This is a genomic window from Corynebacterium sp. LK2590, assembly GCF_040946105.1.
GTDB lineage: Bacteria > Actinomycetota > Actinomycetes > Mycobacteriales > Mycobacteriaceae > Corynebacterium.
In genome coordinates this window covers 17,691-36,726 of sequence record NZ_JAYWMH010000002.1, presented here as the reverse complement: position 1 = coordinate 36,726, position 19,036 = coordinate 17,691, and the positions used below count along the sequence as shown (strand labels likewise).

16 protein-coding genes and 1 tRNA gene are annotated in these 19,036 nt (G+C 67.0%); 9 read left to right on the top strand and 8 right to left on the bottom strand.

The genetic code is table 11. From position 1 onward, the window contains the following. Positions 1-8: 8 nt before the first annotated feature. Positions 9-4,784, bottom strand: coding sequence for an ATP-dependent helicase (locus VVR85_RS02850; protein WP_368519462.1), 4,776 nt, complete (start codon positions 4,782-4,784; stop codon positions 9-11). 35 nt (positions 4,785-4,819) lie between these two features. Here VVR85_RS02850 and VVR85_RS02845 point away from each other — a divergent pair, with 35 nt between their 5' ends. Genes VVR85_RS02845 through VVR85_RS02830 form a run of 4 tightly spaced genes read left to right on the top strand, consistent with a single transcriptional unit; the run spans position 4,820 to position 7,220 of the window. Further along, positions 4,820-5,578 carry a 3'(2'),5'-bisphosphate nucleotidase CysQ gene (locus VVR85_RS02845; protein WP_368519461.1) on the top strand — a complete coding sequence of 253 codons (759 nt, stop codon included), beginning with the start codon at positions 4,820-4,822 and terminating at the stop codon, positions 5,576-5,578. A gap of 9 nt (positions 5,579-5,587) precedes the next feature. After that, positions 5,588-6,385 carry a thymidylate synthase gene (locus tag VVR85_RS02840; RefSeq protein ID WP_368519460.1) on the top strand — a complete coding sequence of 266 codons (798 nt, stop codon included), beginning with the start codon at positions 5,588-5,590 and terminating at the stop codon, positions 6,383-6,385. Beyond that, the gene (locus VVR85_RS02835; protein ID WP_368519459.1) at positions 6,386-6,931 is read left to right on the top strand and encodes a dihydrofolate reductase; all 546 of its coding nucleotides are present in this window, start codon (positions 6,386-6,388) and stop codon (positions 6,929-6,931) included. Between the two features lies 1 nt (position 6,932). Then, positions 6,933-7,220: a glutaredoxin domain-containing protein gene (locus tag VVR85_RS02830; protein WP_368519458.1), complete on the top strand. Its 288-nt coding sequence runs from the start codon at positions 6,933-6,935 to the stop codon at positions 7,218-7,220. Positions 7,221-7,239: 19 nt separating this feature from the next. Here VVR85_RS02830 and VVR85_RS02825 read toward each other — a convergent pair whose 3' ends face one another. Then, positions 7,240-7,548: a hypothetical protein gene (locus VVR85_RS02825; RefSeq protein WP_368519457.1), complete on the bottom strand. Its 309-nt coding sequence runs from the start codon at positions 7,546-7,548 to the stop codon at positions 7,240-7,242. A 59-nt stretch (positions 7,549-7,607) separates the two neighbouring features. Here VVR85_RS02825 and VVR85_RS02820 point away from each other — a divergent pair. The 3 genes from VVR85_RS02820 to VVR85_RS02810 all read left to right on the top strand — a co-directional run bounded on the left by VVR85_RS02820 (position 7,608) and on the right by VVR85_RS02810 (position 9,745). Then, positions 7,608-7,680 (top strand) — tRNA-Arg (locus VVR85_RS02820). A gap of 74 nt (positions 7,681-7,754) precedes the next feature. Then, complete coding sequence (locus tag VVR85_RS02815) at positions 7,755-8,660, top strand: ornithine cyclodeaminase family protein (protein WP_368519456.1); 906 nt, start codon at positions 7,755-7,757, stop codon at positions 8,658-8,660. A gap of 86 nt (positions 8,661-8,746) precedes the next feature. Continuing rightward, positions 8,747-9,745, top strand: a complete 999-nt coding sequence (locus tag VVR85_RS02810; protein ID WP_368519455.1) for a DUF1906 domain-containing protein — start codon at positions 8,747-8,749, stop codon at positions 9,743-9,745. A 69-nt stretch (positions 9,746-9,814) separates the two neighbouring features. On the opposite strand, the gene VVR85_RS02805 is transcribed toward VVR85_RS02810, so the two are convergent. From VVR85_RS02805 to VVR85_RS02780, 6 genes are all read right to left on the bottom strand, one after another. Next, positions 9,815-11,275: a hypothetical protein gene (locus VVR85_RS02805; RefSeq protein WP_368519454.1), complete on the bottom strand. Its 1,461-nt coding sequence runs from the start codon at positions 11,273-11,275 to the stop codon at positions 9,815-9,817. 75 nt (positions 11,276-11,350) lie between these two features. Further along, complete coding sequence (locus tag VVR85_RS02800) at positions 11,351-12,985, bottom strand: cation acetate symporter (protein ID WP_368519782.1); 1,635 nt, start codon at positions 12,983-12,985, stop codon at positions 11,351-11,353. A 15-nt stretch (positions 12,986-13,000) separates the two neighbouring features. Next, positions 13,001-13,282 carry a DUF485 domain-containing protein gene (locus tag VVR85_RS02795; protein WP_368519781.1) on the bottom strand — a complete coding sequence of 94 codons (282 nt, stop codon included), beginning with the start codon at positions 13,280-13,282 and terminating at the stop codon, positions 13,001-13,003. Between the two features lie 358 nt (positions 13,283-13,640). After that, positions 13,641-14,504, bottom strand: a complete 864-nt coding sequence (locus VVR85_RS02790) for an aldo/keto reductase (protein ID WP_368519453.1) — start codon at positions 14,502-14,504, stop codon at positions 13,641-13,643. A gap of 109 nt (positions 14,505-14,613) precedes the next feature. Next, positions 14,614-14,973, bottom strand: coding sequence for an FKBP-type peptidyl-prolyl cis-trans isomerase (locus VVR85_RS02785; RefSeq protein WP_070769354.1), 360 nt, complete (start codon positions 14,971-14,973; stop codon positions 14,614-14,616). A 138-nt stretch (positions 14,974-15,111) separates the two neighbouring features. After that, a complete protein-coding gene (locus VVR85_RS02780) occupies positions 15,112-16,428 on the bottom strand; it encodes a citrate synthase (protein ID WP_409338176.1) in 1,317 nt (438 codons plus the stop codon). Between the two features lie 237 nt (positions 16,429-16,665). Between VVR85_RS02780 and serC the strand changes: the two genes are divergently transcribed. Both serC and sepH read left to right on the top strand, forming a co-directional pair. Continuing rightward, positions 16,666-17,820, top strand: a complete 1,155-nt coding sequence (gene serC, locus VVR85_RS02775) for a phosphoserine transaminase (RefSeq protein WP_368519451.1) — start codon at positions 16,666-16,668, stop codon at positions 17,818-17,820. 72 nt (positions 17,821-17,892) lie between these two features. Then, on the top strand, positions 17,893-19,023 hold the full coding sequence (gene sepH / locus VVR85_RS02770; protein ID WP_368519450.1) for a septation protein SepH: 1,131 nt from the start codon (positions 17,893-17,895) through the stop codon (positions 19,021-19,023). Positions 19,024-19,036: the final 13 nt, after the last annotated feature.

Sequence of the window (19,036 nt, the reverse complement as noted above, 5' to 3'; positions counted from 1 at the left end):
CTCCTTAACTAAAAATCCTCGAAAGCGTCATCGTCGAAGCTGGCGATCAGGTCGGTCACCCGCCGGCCCCGCCGCGACGGCACCGACCCTGTCTGCGGGCCCTGCTGGGCTCGGCGGCTGCCGCGGGCTGCACCGGTGCGGGGTGCGGCGGCGGTGGCGGCGATCCGCAGGCCGCGGGGGCTCAGCCCTGCTCCGGCGGCCCGCAGCGCCTCGGCCTCGGGGGCATGGAAAGCGGCGACGCCGTTGATCTTTTCCACGACCAGGGGCTGCAGGCGGCCGGCGGCGATGAGCTCGCGCAGCCCACCTAACGCCCGCTGCACTGCCTCGGCCGGGTCGACGCCCTCCGGCAGCACGTGCGGGAAGGTGGTCAGGGACTTGCCGCCGCGGCTTAAGTGCACGATGGGCAGCCCGTCGACCAGCGCCACGAGGGCGCCGGCGGCGCGGTTGGGCTTGCCGGGGGTCTCCGGCCAGGCCAGGGCCGCGCCATAGGGGTTGGCCGGGTCGCAGGCGGCGAGCACCACGGTGTCCGGCTCGTGGCCCGACGGCCAGCCGGTGACGTCGGGGCTGTCCTGCTCCCCGCGCAGGCGATCGATGACCGCGGGCACGGAAAACTGGGCCGCGCCCAGGCCCTCGATGACGTAGCCGCGCATGGCCTTTCCGGATTCCTCGAAGCCGGACAGGACCTTGTAGGCCAGGGCGAAACCGCCCAGCACGTCCTCGGCCACGACGCTGCCGCGGGTGACCACCCCGTAACGGTCCAGCCAGGCTTCGCCGTGCGCGACCGAGCGCGCCGTCGGGTCCTGTGCCGCCGGCGGAGTGAGCGCCCAGCGCCCGCCCACGTCCGGCGGGGTGCTCACCCGCTGCGCCTGTGCAAAGGAGGTCCGCCCCATCCGCAGGCGCGAGCGGTTCGGACGCCGCTTGGCGCGGTGGGCGGCCTTGCCGCCGGTCTTGCCGGCCAGGCGGGCGCGCACCGGGGCGAAGGAATCCGGGGAGACCGCGCCGGCCTCCACCAGCTGCCACAGCGCCTGGCGGACCTCTTCCTCGGTGCCCGGCGCGTCGGCGGCCAGCTCCCCGAAGTGGAAGGCCCCGCCCGTGCCCAGGTGCTCCAGGAGCGCACGCTCGAGGATGGAATAGCCCTCCGGCTCGGTCTGCGGCAGCAGCTGGGCGGCGTAGTCCGCCGGCAGCAGCATGATCCAGGGATCTGCCGAGCCGGCCTTGCCCGCGCCGACGATGAGGACCTCGCCGGACAGTGTGAGCTCGTCCAGGTGGGCGGGCGAATAATCCCCCACCCGGGCGGGCAGGATGAGGCTCTCCCAGGCCGAGGCGGGGGCCTTGACGCCAGCGAGCTGCTCGATGACCGCCAGCACCCCGTCGGCCCCGCGCAGCGCCGGGCGGGTGCCGGCCGGGGCGACCTGCTGCCAGGCGGGCAGGAAGCGGGCGTAGGCGGTGGCGCTGACCGGCTCGGTCGCCGCGCGGGCGGCGGCCAGCGAGCGGCTGCGGATTACCTTGAGGACCTCAGCCGCACAGTACTCGGTCTCCTCCACCCCGGCGCGGTAGTGGCCCTCGACCACCTTGTCCAGGCCGGTGATGACCCCGTAGGCCGCGGACACCGACAGCCCGAAGGCGGCCGCGGCCTCGCTGATGACGAATGGCCCGCGGGTGCGCGCCCAGCGGCTGAGCAGCTGCGGCAGCGCGTCGGTGACCGTGTCCACCTGGGCCGGCACCCCGGGCGGGACCGGGATTCCCAGGCCGTCGCGCAGCAGCGCGGCGTCGTTGACCTGGGCTAGGTGCTCGGTCCCGGCGATGCGCACGCGCATCACGCGGCCGGCCAGGGCGGCATCGATAGCGCTTAACGGAACGTCCGTGTGCGCCGGCAGGTCTGTGGTGGCCACCGGGCCCAGGGTGCGCAGCAGGTCGGCGACCTCCTCGGTGGTGCGGGCCCGGCGGTCGGGGGCGGTGCGCTGGAGCTGGGCGTGGACCTGGTCGATAATGTCGGCATCCAGCAGCTCGCGCAGCTCCACCGTGCCCAACAGCTTGGCCAGCAGGGACGGGTCCAGGGCCAGCGCCGCGGCGCGCTTTTCCGCCAGCGGCGAGTCGCCCTCGTACATGAAGGCGCCGGTGTAGTTGAACAGCAGGGTCGAGGCGAACGGCGAGGGGTTGTCCGTGGTGATTTCGGCGATCCGGATGCGCCGGTGGCCCAGCTCCCGCATGACCTCCTGCAGGGCGGGCAGGTCGTAGACGTCCTGGAGGCACTCGCGCACGGTCTCCAGGATGATGGGGAAAGACGGGTACTTCCGGGCCACGTCCAGCAGCTGCTCGGCGCGCTGGCGCTGCTGCCAGAGCGGGGCGCGCTTGCCGGGGTTGCGCCGCGGCAGCAGCAGCGCGCGGGCGGCGCACTCGCGGAAGCGGGAGGCAAAGAGCGCGGAGCCACCGACCTGCTCGGTGACGATGTCGGTGATCTCGTCGGCGTCGAAGTTAAACAGGCTGGCGTCCGGCTCCCGGTCGGCCTCCGGCAAGCGCAGGACGATGCCGTCGTCGCCGGCCACGGCCTGGGCGTCCATGCCGGTGTTCTCCGCCACGCGGGCGCCGACCGCCAGCGCCCAGGCGGCGTTGACCCCGCGGCCGAACGGGGTGTGCAACAGCACGCGCCAGTCGCCTAGCTCGTCGCGGAAGCGCTCGAGCAACAGGGTCGTGTCATCCGGGATGAGACCGGTGGCCTCGTACTGCTCGCCCAGGTAGGAAACGATATTGTCCCGCGCGCGGGCGTCGACGTCGGCGAGGATTCCCGGGTCCTGGTGGACGTCCCGGCGCCAGGCGCCCAGCGCCCGGCCGAGCTCATAGGGGCGGCCGGCGGCGTCCCCGTTCCAGAAGGGCAACCGCCCGGTGTGCCCCGGTGCGGGGCTAACGCGCACCTGGTCCCGGGTGATGTCCTCGATCCGCCAGGAGCTAGCGCCCAGGGTGATGATGTCGCCCACGCGGGACTCGTAGACCATCTCCTCGTCGAGCTCGCCCACTCGGCGCGGGGCCTGGTTTTCGGCGCCGGAGACCAAAAAGACACCGAACATGCCGCGGTCCGGGATGGTGCCGGCATTGGTCACCGCCACGCGCTGCGCGCCCGGGCGCGGGGTGAGCACGCCGCCGACGCGGTCGTAGACCACCCGGGGTTTTAGCTCCGAGAAATCCGTCGAGGGGTAGACGCCGCTGACCAGGTCGAGCACGGCGTCGAAGACCTCGCGCGGCAGGTCCCGGTAGGGCCAGGCCCGCCGGACCGTGTCGTACCAATCCTCCACCCCGAGCCCGTCCGGGGCGGCGGCGACGGCGGCCACGGTCTGCTGCGCGAGCACGTCCAAGGGGTTGGACGGGGTGTGCAGGCGCTCGATGAGGCCTTCGCGCATGCGCTTGGTGGTCAGGCTGGCTTGGACCAGGTCGGCGCGGTGCTTCGGGTAGAAGGAGCCGGCCGATACCGCGCCCACGGTGTGCCCGGCGCGGCCGACGCGCTGCAGCCCGGAGGCCACCGACGGCGGGGATTCGACCTGGATGACCAGGTCGACCGCGCCCATGTCGATGCCTAGTTCCAGCGAGCTGGTCGCCACCACCGCCTTGAGCGTGCCCTCCTTGAGCATGGTCTCGGTCATAGCGCGCTCGTCCTTGGACACGGAGCCGTGGTGGGCGCGGGCGATAACCGCCGGGGCCTGGCCCGCGACGTCGACCTGCTTCATCAGCTGGGCCGGGTCCCGGCGCGTGGGCGCGGACAAAGACTCCGGGTCGTGCTCCTGCGCGTAGAGCTCGTTGAGCCGGCTGGTCAGCCGTTCCGCGGTGCGGCGCGAGTTGACGAAGACCAGGGTCGAGCGGTGCCCCATGACCTCGGCGTAGACGTCCTGCCCGATAAACGGCCAGATGGACTTCGCCGTCGGCAGCGCGGATTCTTCCAGCAGGTCGTCCCCGCTGGTAATGCCGATGGAATCATCCACCGTCAGCTCCCCGATGGGCGAGCCCTGCTCCGGGGTGGGCAGGTCCGCCATGTCCTCCACCGGGCAGTGCACGGCCAGGTCCCAGCGCTTGCTGGCCGGCGGGGCGATGATTTCTACTGGGCGGGACCCGCCCAAAAAATGCGCCACGGTTTCCAGCGGGCGCACGGTGGCGGAGAGCCCGATGCGCTGGAAGTCGCCGGCCAGCAGCGCCAGCCGCTCCAGGCTCAGCGCCAGGTGCACGCCGCGCTTGGAGCCGGCCAGGGCATGGATCTCATCCACCACGACGGTCTCGACCGAGCTCAAGATGCCCGCGGCCTTGGAGGTCAGCATGAGGTAGGCCGACTCGGGCGTGGTGATAAGGATGTCCGGCGGGCGGCGGACCTGGCGGTTGCGCTCGGCCTGCGGGGTATCCCCGGAGCGCACGCCCACGGAGATGTCCGGGTGGTCTAGGCCTAGCCGCTCGGCCACGCGGGCGATGCCGGCCAGTGGCGCGCGCAGGTTGTGCTCGACGTCCACGCCGAGGGCCTTGAGCGGGGAAATATAGAGCACTTTCACCCCACCATGGGTGGAGGTGCGGCTGGCCTCCTGCCCGATGGGCAGGCTGGTCTGGCCGTCGCGCTCGACCAGCCCGTTGAGCGCCCAGAGGAACGCCGCTAGGGTCTTACCGGAGCCGGTCGGCGCGACGACCAGCGCGTGGTCGCCCTGTGAAATAGCCGACCATGCCTCCTGCTGCACCTCGGTGGGCTGCGCGAAGACCTCGGTAAACCAGTCCCGCACCGGCGGGCTGAAGCGCGACAGGATGTTTTCGGCCATGCCTTACTTTAACGCGGCGGCTAGACTCTACGGGTATGACCGTCCAGCTAGATGATGCCCGCCTGACCAACATGATCGCCGAAGGCTGCGGCGAGATCCTCAAAGGAGTCCGCAAGGGAGGCCTGCTGCGCAGCCGCGCCCTGGGCGACGCCGGCGACGAGCTCGCCCAGGAGTGGATCTCCCGGGTGCTGGCCCAGCACCGCCCCGACGACGGATTCTTGTCGGAGGAGGCCACCGACAACCCGGATCGCCTCTCCAAGGACCGCGTCTGGGTGGTCGATCCGCTCGACGGCACGAAGGAATTCGCCACGGGCCGCCAGGACTGGGCCGTGCACATCGCCCTGACCATCGACGGCCGCCCCGCGCACGCCGCGGTGGGCCTGCCGGACCTGGGCGTGACGTTCAAGTCCTCCGACGTCCGCGCGGTCACCGGGCCGCTGTCCCACAAGTTCGTGGTCTCTCGCAACCGCCCGCCGAAGGTGGCGGACTACATCTCCGAGAAGATGGGCTTCGAGACCATCGGCGTGGGCTCGGCCGGGGCGAAGGCCATGCACGTGCTGCTGGGCGACTACGACGGCTATATCCACTCCGGCGGGCAGTACGAGTGGGACCAGGCCGCCCCCGTGGGCGTGGCGCTGGCCGCCGGCCTGCACGCCTCCCGCCTGGACGGCAGCCCGATCACCTTCAACAACGAGGACACGTTCATCCCGGACCTGCTGGTCTGCCGCCCGGAGCTGGCCGACGATATCCTGGCCCACGCGGCGGACTACGCCAAAGAAAACGGAGGGTTTTAAACTAGCGCTATGGCATACACCCCGTACGAAGACCTGCTTCGCGACATCCTCGACCACGGCTCCCCCAAGGGCGACCGCACCGGCACGGGCACGACCTCGTTATTCGGCCGGCAGCTGCGCTACGACTTATCCGAGTCCTTCCCCCTGCTGACCACCAAGAAGGTCTATTTCCACGGGGTCATCGGTGAGCTGCTGTGGTTCCTGCGCGGCGACTCCAACGTGAAGTGGCTGCAGGACAACCGCGTGCGCATCTGGAACGAGTGGGCGGACGAGAACGGCGACCTGGGCCCGGTCTACGGCGTGCAGTGGCGTTCCTGGCCCACCCCGGACGGCTCCCACATCGACCAGATCTCGCAGGCGCTGGAAACCCTCAAGTCCAACCCGGATTCGCGCCGCAACCTGGTCTCCGCCTGGAACGTCGCGGAGCTCGACAAGATGGCGCTGATGCCCTGCCACCTGCTCTTCCAGCTCTACGTGGCGGATGGCAAGCTCTCGCTGCAGGTCTACCAGCGCTCCGCCGATATGTTCCTGGGCGTGCCGTTCAACCTGGCCTCCTACGCCGCCCTGACCCACATGTTCGCCCAGCAGGCCGGTCTCGAGGTCGGCGAGCTAGTCTGGACCGGCGGGGATTGCCACATCTACGACAACCACCGCGCCCAGGTCGAAGAGCAGCTCTCGCGCACTCCTCGGGACTACCCGCAGCTCAAGCTGCACAAGGCGGCGTCCATGTTCGACTACGACTTCGACGACTTCGAGGTCATCGGTTACGACCCGCACCCGACCATCAAGGCCCCGGTGGCGGTGTAGATGGCTAGCCTGGGCGCCATCTGGGCGCAGTCCTTAGACGGCATCATCGGCGACGGCACGGACATGCCGTGGCACGTGCCGGAGGACCTGGCACATTTCAAGCAGACCACCCTGGGCAGCCCGGTGATCATGGGCCGCAAGACCTGGGAGTCGCTGAACCCGAAGTTCCGCCCCCTGCCGGACCGGGAGAATTTCATCATCTCCTCCCGCACCCCCGGCGAGTGGTCCGCCGGCGGTGAGGTGCTGGCCGGCATCGATAAGCTGCCGGAGCTCGACTCCGCCTGGGTGATGGGCGGCGGGCAGCTCTACGCCGCCACGATCGACGACGTCGACGTCATTGAAATCACCTTGATGGGCGTTAACATCGGTAGTATCTACGGCGACGAGGCGGTCTTTGCCCCCGCGGTGCCTGCCCACTTCGGGCTCAGCCGCGACAGCGACTGGCTCACCTCCGACAAGGGCCGGCTGACCATCCCGGGCACCCCGCCCAGCGATCTTCCCATGAAGTACCGCTTTTTAACCTACGAACGAAAGGACGCTGCTTAACATGAGCGTTACCACCCCGGAAACCCACGATCACGTCACCATCTTCTACGCGGACTGGTGCCCGTTTTCTTCCCGCCTAATTAAGCGCCTGGACCGCACCGAGACCCCCTACACCCTGGTCGACGCAGAGGCCGAGGGCACCGAGGACATCAACGAGTGGATCAAGTCCGTCAACGACGGCAACCGGATCGTGCCGACCGTCCTCTACTCCGACGGCACCCACGAGACCAACCCGGAGGCCTCCGCCGTGCGCGCGAAGCTGCGCGAGCTGACCGGCGAGGAAGCCTAGTCTTCGCCGCCTAGCCCCCTTAGTCCTCTTCCTCCCCGAAGAGCTCCACCATATCCGCCGGGGACAAGGTGCCGGCCATCCCGGCCAGCTCCTTGCTGTAGATGGTGTTGAGGTAGGTCTCTAGCACCGCGCGCAGGCGCTGCGCATCATACTTATTGAGCAGCAGCACGCGCTTGCGCTCCCCGCCCGGCATGGCCTTGTCCACGGCGAGGACCTCCACCCCATCGCGCTGGATGATCTGGGTGAAAATCTCCCGGCGCTGGACATCCACGAATTCCGCGTCCGCCCTACGCTGCGCGCCGCCAACCTCACTGCCTCGGTGTTCCATACCGCCCACGCTAGCCGATTTCCGCGCCTTACGCGCCCTCGGGTAACCTAGCTTCCTAGGCCCCAGTAGCTCAGGGGATAGAGCACGGCTCTCCTAAAGCCGGTGTCGGTGGTTCGAATCCACTCTGGGGCACTCTTTTCGCGGCGCTGAGGGCTTTCGCTGCGATAAAGGCCCCGACAGAGGCCATTCTTTGCCATCATTGAGGCATGGATTTCCTCGATTATGACACCGTCTTTGCCCGTCTCGACTACCCGTCTGCGGTGGCCGCCTTGCGGGGTACGCTGCAGGACGGCTTCAACCCGGCCGAGGATCTCGCACGCCAGGCCATCGACGTCCCCGGTGGGGAGTTGTTGCTCATGCCCTCGGCCACCCCGGCCGGGTTCGGGATTAAGTTGCTGTCGGTCAACGCCGAGGCCCGCGGCAACGACCCGCGCATCCAGGGCACCTACGTGCTCTTCGACCAGCAAACGTTCGCGCCCAAGGCAACCATCGACGGCATCGCGCTGACCAACCTGCGCACGCCGGCGGTCTCCCTGGCCGGTATTGCGGACGTGTTAGATCCAGAGTCCACCGGCCCCCTGTCCGTCGCCATCTTCGGTACCGGACCGCAGGCGCGCGCCCACGCCGCGGCGGTGCGCGAGGTCTACTCCAGCCGCGAGGTCGAGGTGACCTTCCTTAGCCGCAGCCAGCCGGAGGATCTGGAGCCGTGGGCCCAGGCCGGTACCGAGCAGGCCGACATGGTGCTTCGCGGCGCGGAGCTCATCATCACGACCACCACGGCGGCGGAGCCGGTGCTGGACGATTCCGCGGTGCGCGACGACGCCGTCGTCGTCGCGGTCGGCTCCCACTCCCCGTCCGCGCGGGAGCTGCCCGGCGCGCTGCTGGGACGTTCCCAGGTCATCATCGAGGACCCGGATACCTGCTTCCGGGAGGCCGGCGACGTCATCCAGGCCGTGGACGAAGGCGCCCTCGAGCGCGAGCGCCTGGTCACCTTCCGGGACGTCGTGCGCGGCGAGGCGCACCTGGATAGGACCCGGCCGGTGGTCTTCAAGTTCACGGGCATGCCCTGGGAGGATTTGGTCCTGGCGGAGGCCGTCGCCAGCGCGCGTTAGCCTCGACGGAACTGGGCGGGCGTGATATGGTACCCCTGTTACAGATGTGACTATTGTGGTCAATTCTAATTCTTGCGAGGTCTCCTATGTCCACCCCATCCATCGGCAACCGTTCCCTGTCCCGGCGCGGCCTCTTTAAGGCCGGCGCTCTGACCGCCGCCTTCGGCGTTTTCGGCGCCTACAACCTGCAGGCCGCCCCGCAGGCCCAGGCCCTGGGCCCCATCCTGGGCACCGTGCTGGACTATTCCGCCGGCGTGCCCTCCGCCGCCGCGGTCAAGGCCGCCGGCCACCTCGGCGCGGTGCGCTACGTCTCGCAGCGCCGCCCCGGCGCGAACTGGATGCTGGGCAAGCCGGTCAGCCTGAAGGAAACCAAGGACTTCGCCGCCCACGGGCTGGCCACCGCCTCGGTCTACCAGTTCGGCCGGGCCGGCAACGCCGACTGGCTGGCCGGCGCCGCCGGCGCCGCCACCCACGCCCCGCAGGCCATCGCCCTGCACAAGGCGGCCGGCGGGCCGACCGGTCGCCCCATCTACATCGCCATCGATGACAACCCGACCCGCGCCCAGTACACCAACCAGATCAAGCCCTACCTGCAGGCCTTTTCCGCCGCGCTCAAGGCCGCCGGCTACCAGACCGGCGTCTACGGCAACTACAACGTGATCGACTGGGCTAGCAAGGACGGCATCGGCAGCTTCTTCTGGATGCACGACTGGGGCTCGGGCGGAAAGATCCACCCGCGCACCACCATCCACCAGCTGCCCAAGGCCCAGCAGCGCACCGTCGGCGGCGTGGTCGTGGACATCAACCACGTCTACGCCAAGGACTGGGGCCAGTGGACCCCGGGCCAGGCGGCCGGCAAGCGGCCTGCCCAGAACCGCCCCGCTGCCCCGGCGCCGCAGGCCCCGGCAGGCAATTCCACGACCGACGCCATCAACCACCTGAGCTCCCGCCTGAACGAGACGGTGCCGAACATGCCGAACCTGCCGCGCGTGGACGGCAACAGCATCAGCTACAACGGTTCCTCGATCTCCATGGACCAAGTCCAGCAGGCCGCGGACCTGGCCAAGCGCTTTAGCGGCCGCTAAAACTCACCAGCCAATCAGGGGCAGAAGAAAACCTTCTGCCCCTTTTTTCTATCCCTGGCCCCAGACGGCCTACTTGCCGTCCTTATCGTCGCTTGCCTTCTTCCCCTTGTCCCGGGAGCCGTCGTCGCCGGACTTGGCATCCTTGCCGCGCGTTTCGCTCCGGCTGCTTTTCTTGTCCTTCGAGTCCTCGTCCTTCGGCTCCTTGTCCCGCGACTTGGACTCACCGGACTTGTCGGATTTTTCTTTGTCCTTCTTCCGGTCCTTCTTGTCGTCCTTGTCCGCCTTGCCACTGTCCTTCGCCGTGGACTCGGACTGCTGCTCGGCGTCCTGCGGGTCTTCGGTCACGGTCACCGGCGCGGACTTCCGGGCGGCGGCGCTGGCTTGCTCCAGGTAGTCGTCGGTGACGTGAGCGGTGACGAAATCGGTCAGGTCGTCGGCGTCGCCGTAGTAGTTGGCCGCGACCACGAAGTCGTGCCCGAAGGAGACGGTCGAGTGCATGTCGTGCTCGTTGGACCAGCCGAACTTCGTGCCCACCACGTCGTCGAGCTGCGACGTCCCGTAGTCCTGGGCGTAGCCGTCCTCGGCAAAGCGGTCGCTGTGCGACATCGCCACCAGCACCGGGTGCAGCGGATCCTTGTCCATCAGCTGGGCGACGAAGCTGGCCACGTCAAAGGTCGAGGTCGTCGAGTATCCCCAGCGCTTATCCGGCTGGGTGGACTTGAGGGAGTAGCGCTCCGCAACGTCTTCGATGGAGTCCGGGTATTTCTCGTAGAGCTCCTCAGCGCTTTCGTCCGAGGAATTGGCCACCATGTCCAGGGCCTCAAACTGCTCTTCGGGCTTGCCGTTTTCCACCACGTATTCGGCGATGTAGAGCTTGATCAGGCTCAGCGCCGGCCGCGACTCCCGCTCATTGGCGGTGGCCATGTGCATGCCATCGCTCAGGCGCACGTAGGTCAGCTGGCCGGGCTGGTCCGGGAAGGTCTCGGCGGCGGAGCCTGCGGTACCCGCAGCGCCCGAGGTCGTGGTCTCCTCCGTCGAGGTCTCCTCCTCCGAGGTCCTCTCAGCCTTGCTGGAGTCTTTGCCAGCACTACCCTTGTCTTTTTCGTCCTTTTCGCCCTTTACATCCTTGGAGTCCTTGGAGTCCCTGGCTGTGGATTCTGCGGTCGCGGACTTGGCGGTCTCGGAGCGCTTTTCTTTCGAGCGCGGAGAGTCTTTGCTGTCCTTGCCGTCCTTGCTGCTCTTACTGTCTGTAGTGGCTTCGGTGGTCGTAGCGGCCTCAGTGCTCTCCGCGGACTCGGTGGTTTCGGAGTCTGCGGCGAAGACGAGGTCGGGGCGGTCGCTGTCGCCGAGGATGCGGGTCTCGTGCCAGGCTTCCAGCTGCGGGATTTTGTCTTTATTAGCGCTGGCCTGGGCGGGCGTGTTCTGCCCGTCGAAGCGCCCGAGTCCCCACGCGGCTGTCGCCAAAGCGGCGATGACCAGCACAGCGATGGCAGGCAGCAACAGGTGGCGCGAGGAGGATTTAGGGTTCACGGATTACATAATACAAAGAGGCACCGTGGGGGTATTGCCCACGGCGCCTCTTTCTAGCGAGTTGTCCGCCTATCTTTAGTGATCCACGGGAGCTTCCACGCCCACGCCGGTCAGGGAGCGAACTTCCATCTCGGCGGCGAGTGCTTCCAGGTGATCCGGCTTGCCCACCAGGGTGCCGATGTAGCCAGCCAGGAAGGCCAGCGGGATGGAGACCAAGCCCGGGGAGCTCAGCGGGAAGATGGCCCAGTCCGCGCCCGGGAACATGGAGGTCTCAGTGCCGGAGACGGCCGGCGAGAAGAAGATGAGCACCAGGCAGGAGACCACGCCGGTGTAGATGGATGCCACCGCGCCGGTGGTGTTGAAGCGGCGCCAGTACAGCGAGTACAGGATGGTCGGCAGGTTGGCGGAGGCGGCCATCGCGAACGCCAGGGAGACCAGGAAGGCCACGTTCTGGGTCATGGCCAGAATACCCAGGATGATGGAGGCAATACCCAGGACCACGACGGTGATCTGGGAGACGCGCACCTGCTCTTCCTCGCTGGCCTGGCCGTCGCGCAGCACGGCGTCGTAGACGTCGTGGGCGATGGAAGCCGAGGCCGTGATGGCCAGGCCGGCGACCACGGCCAGCACGGTCGCGAACGCCACCGCGGAGATGATCGCCATGAAGATGGAACCGCCCAGCTCCAGGGCGAGCAGCGGGGCCGCCGAGTTCGCGCCACCCGGCGCGTTGAGGATCCGGTCCGGGCCCACCAGGGCGGCCGCACCGTAGCCCAGGATGAGAGTCATCAGATAGAAGGCACCGATGATGACGATCGCCCAGGTCACCGAGCGGCGGGCCTCAGTGGCGGTCGGGACGGTGTAGAAGCGCATGAGCACGTGCGGCAGGCCGCCCACGCCCAGCACCAGGGAGATACCCAGGGAGATGAAGTCCAGCTTGGTGGTCAGGGTCGCGCCGTACTTCAGGCCCGGCTCCAGGATCTGCTCGGCCTGGTAGCCCTCCTTAGCGAGGTTCTCCGAGCCGGCGTGCATGTCGATGGCGTCCTGGAAGAGGGTGTTGAAGCCACCGCGGATGGAGATGAACACCAGCGCGCACATGATGACCACGCCGACGACCAGGAGCACGGCCTTGATCATCTGCACGTAGGTCGTGCCCTTCATGCCGCCGATCAGGACGTAGACAATCATGATGATGCCCACGACGCCGACCACGACGGCCTGCCAGACGAATTCGTGGATGTCCAGGAGCACGGCCACCAGGGAGCCGGCGCCGGCCATCTGCGCGACCAGGTAGAACAGGGACACGAACAGCGTCGCGATGGCCGCGGCGACGCGCACGGGCTTCTGCCGCAGGCGGAAGGACAGCACGTCGGCCATGGTGAACCGGCCCACGTTACGCAGGGGCTCGGCCACCAGCATCAGGGCCACCAGCCAGGCCACGAAGAAGCCGACGGAGTACAAGAAGCCGTCGTAGCCGGTCAGGGCGACTGCGCCCACGATGCCCAAAAAGGACGCCGCGGACAGGTAGTCGCCGGAGATGGCCAGGCCGTTCTGGCGCCCAGAGAAGCTGCCGCCGCCGGTGTAGAAATCGGAGGCTTCCTTGGTGGACTTGCCGGCGCGCAGCACCAGCCACATGGTCACCACTAAGAAGGCGAGGAAGATGGCGATATTGAGGAGCGGATTACCGGCCGAGGTTTCCTGGGCCACAATCATCGTCGAGTTCACGGTCTAGCCCTCCAGTTCTTTGCGAATCGCGGCCGCACGCGGCTCGATGTTCTTATTGGCGTATTTGACGTAAATCCACGTGATCAAGAACGTGGTCGCGAACTGCAACAGACCAAAGACCAGGCCGACGTTCCAGTTGCCGCCCAGGGATTGCCCCATAAAGTCCGGCATGAACACGGCCATCACCACATAGAGGACGTACCACACGAAAAACGCCACCGTCAAGGGGAAGGCGAACTTCCGGTAAGAGCCGCGCAGTTCAGAAAACTGCGGCGACTTTTGCATCTCTATAAAGTCTTCCGCTGTGGGTTCGCGCCGTTGGGTCGGCGGAGTACCTACTTCAGACACTGCTTTCTCCTTCACTAAACGTACTTCCTCGTCCGCGGTCGCAGCCGCGAACATTTCACACACGCTTCACAGATAACCGACAATGAGTTACCCATCACATCTGCGTTGCCAGGTAAGTTACCTTAGTCACACTGCAAGGTTGTGAAATCGGCCAAGTTTTTCGCCTTAGCAGAAATTAGCTACCCCCACTCCCCCACCTGACCTGCGTCAGTATTGCTTAGCAAATTACCCCCAGATACACGAAAGCCCCCGCTTGCAAAGGTTGCAAACGGGGGTTATGGCAGGGGTTTTGGACTTAAGCGTTCTCCCCCGGGAACTCGCGCGGGTCCTTAAACATGCGGCCGAAGCCCTGCTGGCCCTCCAGGCCATCGATGGCCTCGACATCTGCCGCCTCCAGCTCGACGTCGACCGTGCCCAGGTTCTCCTTGAGACGCTCGGACTTCGCCGACTTCGGGATGACCGAAATCCCCTTGTCCATAAGGTAGGCCAAGGCGACCTGGCCCGGGGTGGCGGAGTGCTTGTGGGCGACCTCCTCGATGACCGGGTTGCTCAGCACGACGCCACGGGCCAGGGGCGACCAGGCCTCGGTGATGATGTCGTGCTCGGCGTGGAAGCGGCGCAGCTCCGGCTGGGTAAAGCCCGGGTGCAGCTCCACCTGGTTGACCACCGGCACCACGCCGGTCTGGTCGATGATCTCCTGCAGCGGCTCCTCGTAGAAGTTCGCCACGCCCACGGAGGCGATCTGCCCCATGCCCTGCAGGCGGGCAATGGACTCGAAGGTCTCCACGAACAGCCCGCCCTGCGGCCACGGCCAGTGGATCATGTACAGGTCCAGGTAGTCCAGGCCCAGCTTCCGCAGCGACTCACTAAAAGCCTCCTGCACCTTCTCCGCGCCGTGGTGATCGTGCCATGCCTTCGAGGTCACGAACAGCTCATCGCGGGTGACGTCGCCAGCGCTGATAGCGTCGTTGAGCGCCTTGCCCAGCGCTTCTTCGTTTTCGTAGAGGGTGGCGGTGTCGAAGTGACGGTAGCCCAGCTCGATGGCCTCGCGCACCACGGAGATGCACTCCTCGCTGTAGAGCTTGTAGGTGCCCAGGCCCAGCTGCGGCATAGAGCGGTCGTCGTGGAAGTTAACTGATGGAACTGTCATAGTCTCCATTGTGCCTCGAAACCCCGCACCCGTGTGGGCTAAGTAGAAGAAAATTCCCCCTCCCGGATTTCCGGGAGGGGGAATGCACAGAATACGCGGTAGGCCGCGGGCGTCTTAACTAGGAGGCGCGCAGCAGGTCAATGATGAAGACCAGCGTACGACCGGACAGCGGGTGCCCGCCGCCGGCCGGGCCGTAGGCCTTCTCCGGCGGGATGATGAGCTGGCGACGCCCGCCCACCTTCATGCCGGGGATTCCTTCCTGCCAACCGGCGATGAGGCCGGTCAGCGGGAACTCGATGGACTGGCCCCGGTCCCAGGAAGAGTCGAATTCCTGGTTGGTCTCGTAATCCGCGCCCACGTAGTGAACCTCGACCAGCCCACCCGGCTGTGCCTCCTCTCCGTCACCGACGACGATGTCCTCGATGACGACGTCAGTCGGCGCCGGCTCCGTGTGGGCTTCGATCTGTGGCTTATCCATGGGGAGTTCTCCTTGGGAGTATTGGGAAGATTTGGCATGTTCAGTGGGGCTACCGCTGAACCAAATATTCCCTAGTATAAGGCAACTGCCCGCCCAGCCGAAGCCGGGCCGGGCAGCCGTCCTGCGGAATTGTGGGTTTTAGCGCTCTGCGCGCGGGGAAACCTTGCGCAGGGTTTCGCCGGTGTAGACCTGACGCGGGCGGTTGATCTTGGTGTTGATCTCCAGCTGCTCGCGGTACTGAGCGATCCAGCCCGGCAGGCGGCCGATGGCGAACAGGACGGTGAAGAAGTCCGTCGGGAAGCCCATGGCACGGTAGATCAGGCCGGTGTAGAAGTCCACGTTCGGGTACAGCTTGCGCTGGATGAAGTAGTCGTCGTTCAGGGCGATCTCTTCCAGCTTCACGGCCAGGTCCAGCAGGTGGTCGCCGCCCAGGTGCTCCAGGATCTCGTGCGCGGTGTCCTTGACGATGGCCGCGCGCGGGTCGTAGTTCTTGTAGACGCGGTGACCGAAGCCCATCAGGCGGACGCCCTTTTCCTTGTTCTTCACGCGGTTCATGAAGTCGGTAGCGTCGCCGCCGTTGGCGTGGATCTCCTCCAGCATCTCCAGCACGGCCTGGTTGGCGCCGCCGTGCAGCGGGCCGGACAGGGCGTTGATGCCGCCGGCGATGGAGACGAACATGTTCGCCTGTGCGGAAGCGATCATGCGCACGGTGGAGGTGGAGCAGTTCTGCTCGTGGTCGGCGTGCAGGATGAGCAGCTTGTCCAGGGCCTTGGCCACGACCGGGTCGACCTCGTAGGGCTCGGTCGGGTAGCCGAACATCATGCGCAGGAAGTTCTCGCGAGCGTTCAGCGCGTTGTCCGGGTACATGTACGGCTTGCCCTGGGAGGCGCGGTAGGCGTAGGCGGCCAACATCGGGACCTTGGCCAGCAGGCGGACGGTCGCCTTGTCCAGCTGCTCTTCGTCCAGCGGGTTCAGCTGGTCCTGGTAGTAGGAGGACAGAATGTTAACCGAGGAGGCCAGCACGGCCATCGGGTGGGCGTCGCGCGGGAAGATGTTGAACTGGGCCTTGAAGTCCTCGTCCAACAGGGTGTGGTGGCGGATCTCCTGGTTGAAGTGGGTCAGCTGCTCCTCGGTCGGGAGAGCGCCCTTGATAAGGAGGTAAGAGACCTCGTTGAAGGTGGCGTTTTCTGCCAGGTCCGCGATGTCGTAACCGCGGTGGCGCAGAACGCCCTCTTCGCCGTTAATAAAGGTGATCTTGGACTCGGTGGAGCCGGTGGAGGCGTATCCCGGGTCGAAGGTGACCAGGCCGGTCTCGTTGCGAAGTTTGGAGATATCGAAACCGGAGTCGCCTTCGGTGGACTGCTTGATGTCCATCTCGTACACGCCACCCGGGTAGTGCAGTACAACCTTGTTGTCTTCAGAAGCCACGTGCTTGTCCTTTCTGTAATCCTTCATGCGCTTGGGAGCCAGAGAAAAAGATGCGGTCGGCTTTACCCAGCGATACTATGCCCTAAAAGCGTTCGGGCATACCAGGCACCACTTTACCAATTATCTGTGACCCCTACTACACCAACCGGACAAGCGTCCTGTTAAATGCCGCTACCGCCTCGTTTCCCGTTACCGGTACACCCATTCTAGGTTAAATTCTAATAACTGACAGAAAATAGGTTGGTCGCCGTTTAGGCTATGCGCATGACGACGCCCGAGTTAACTTTGCCAACTGAACTTCTCCCCACCGACGGACGCTTCGGCTGCGGACCGTCCAAGGTGCGCCCCGCCCAGATCGACTACCTCGCCCGGCACGGCCAGGACATCATGGGCACCTCGCACCGCCAGCCCGCCGTAAAGAACCTGGTGGGCTCCATCCGCGAGGGCCTCTGCGCGCTCTTCCAACTGCCGGAGGGCTACGAGATCGTCCTGTCCCTGGGCGGGGCCACGGCCTTCTGGAACTCCGCGGCCTTCGGGCTCATCGAGCGCCGCAGCGCCCACCTAACCTACGGGGAGTTCTCCTCGAAGTTCGCCAAGGCCACAGCCAAGGCCCCGTGGCTGGAAGAGCCGGTCATCACCGACGCCCCGGTCGGCTCGGCCCCGTATCCCCTCCACGCGGACACCACGGACTGCGACTGCGTGGCCTGGGCCCATAACGAGACCTCCACCGGCGCGATGGCCCCGGTCGCCCGGCCGAAGGCCGACGGGGATCAGCTAGTACTGGTCGATGCCACCTCCGGCGCCGGCGGCCTGCCCGTCGACATCAGCGCCACGGACGCCTACTACTTCTCCCCGCAAAAATGCTTCGCCGCCGACGGCGGCCTGTGGCTGGCAGCCTTCTCCCCCGCCGCCCTCGAGCGGGTCGACAAGATCTCCGCCACGGATCGCTACGTCCCGGAGTTTCTGGATCTCAAGACCGCGGTTACCAACTCGCGCAAGAACCAGACCTACAACACCCCGGCCATCGGCACGCTGCTGCTCCTGGACGAGCAGGTCCGCTGGATGAACGACAACGGCGGCTTGGACGGCATGACGCAGCGCACCCGCGCCTCCTCCGAGATCCTCTACCAGTGGGCGGACGGCCACGCCCTGGCCCAGCCCTTCGTGCAGGATCCGGCGGCCCGCTCGCTGGTGGTCGGCACCATCGACTTCGACGAGACCGTCGACGCCGCCCGCCTGGCCGCCGTCCTGCGCGCCAACGGCATCCTGGACGTGGAGCCCTACCGCAAGCTCGGCCGCAACCAGCTGCGCGTGGGCATGTTCCCTGCCATCGATCCGGAAGACATCCGCACCCTGACCCAGGCTATTGACTACTGCCTGGAGGCCGGTGCCGCCAACATACCCACTGACTTGGCATAAATTCCGCCTTGGGTCGACTACAGTGGAGCCCATCACAAGTAACCCTGTCCTCCACGGCTGAAGGAGACTCGCATGCGCGAGCTGTTTTTAGTTAACAGCGACTCAACCGAATCATCCCTGGTGCTGCGCGCCAACGATGGGGAGGAGTTTTTCCTCGCCGTCGACGACGCGACCCGCTCCACGCTGGCCTCGACCATCCGCCCTACGGATGATGAGACCAGCGCCGGGGACGTGAGCGCTGATAGCTCGCAGGACGTCTCTGCCGCCGCGGGCAGCGAAGACCACGAAGGCTCCGCCACCGGCGAGGTGCACGGCCCCGCCGACCACGCCGGCGCTAGTGCGGCGGCCAGCACGCCGACGCGCCTGCACGCGGCGTCGCCGTCCGGGGCCTCCGGCACCGGGCGGGCACGGCCGGCCACGCACGCGGAGTCCAAGAAGGCCCTGCCGCTGCGCCCGGCGGAGATTCAGCACCGCATCCGGGCCGGGGCAACGGCAGCCAGCCTGGCCGAGGAGCTGGGCGTGGACGAGTCCCGCCTCGAGTCCTTCGCCCACCCGGTGATGCTGGAGCGCTACCGGGTAGCGGACCTGGCCAAGCAGGCCCACCCGGTCCGCGAGGACGGCCCGGCCAAGCTGACCCTCTGGGAGGTGCTGGCCACCGCCTTCGCCGCCCGCGGGCACACCCTGGCCGAGGCCGAGTGGGACGCCTACCGCGAGAAGGGCGAGCCCTGGGTGGTCTGCCTGCGCTGGCGGGCGGGCCTGTCCGACAACGAGGCCGAGTGGCTGTTCAAGCAGACCATGACCTCCGAGCCGACCGTCGAGGCCCGCAACTCCGTGGCCGCTGACCTGACCGACCCGGACTTTGCGCAGCCGGTGCGCTCGCTGACCTCGGTCGGCCGCGGCAACCGCTACGAGACCGCGGTGCTGGGCGACGACTGGGACGACGAGCACGACGCCGCGGCCGTGTCCGCCGCCAACGGCGAGTCCCTGCACGACGCCTCCGCACCGGAGGACTCCGGCGACGCCGATCGCGACCGCTCCGACTCCTCGGAGCACAGCGGTGCGGAGGAAAACTCCCCGGAGGAATTCCTCCAGAACCCGGATCCGGAAAAGAAACCGACCAAGCGCCGCCGCAAGGCCGTGACCCCGCACTGGGAGGACGTGCTACTCGGCGTGCGTGCCAACACCAAGCGCCCGAAAAACTAAGCGACTACCAGGA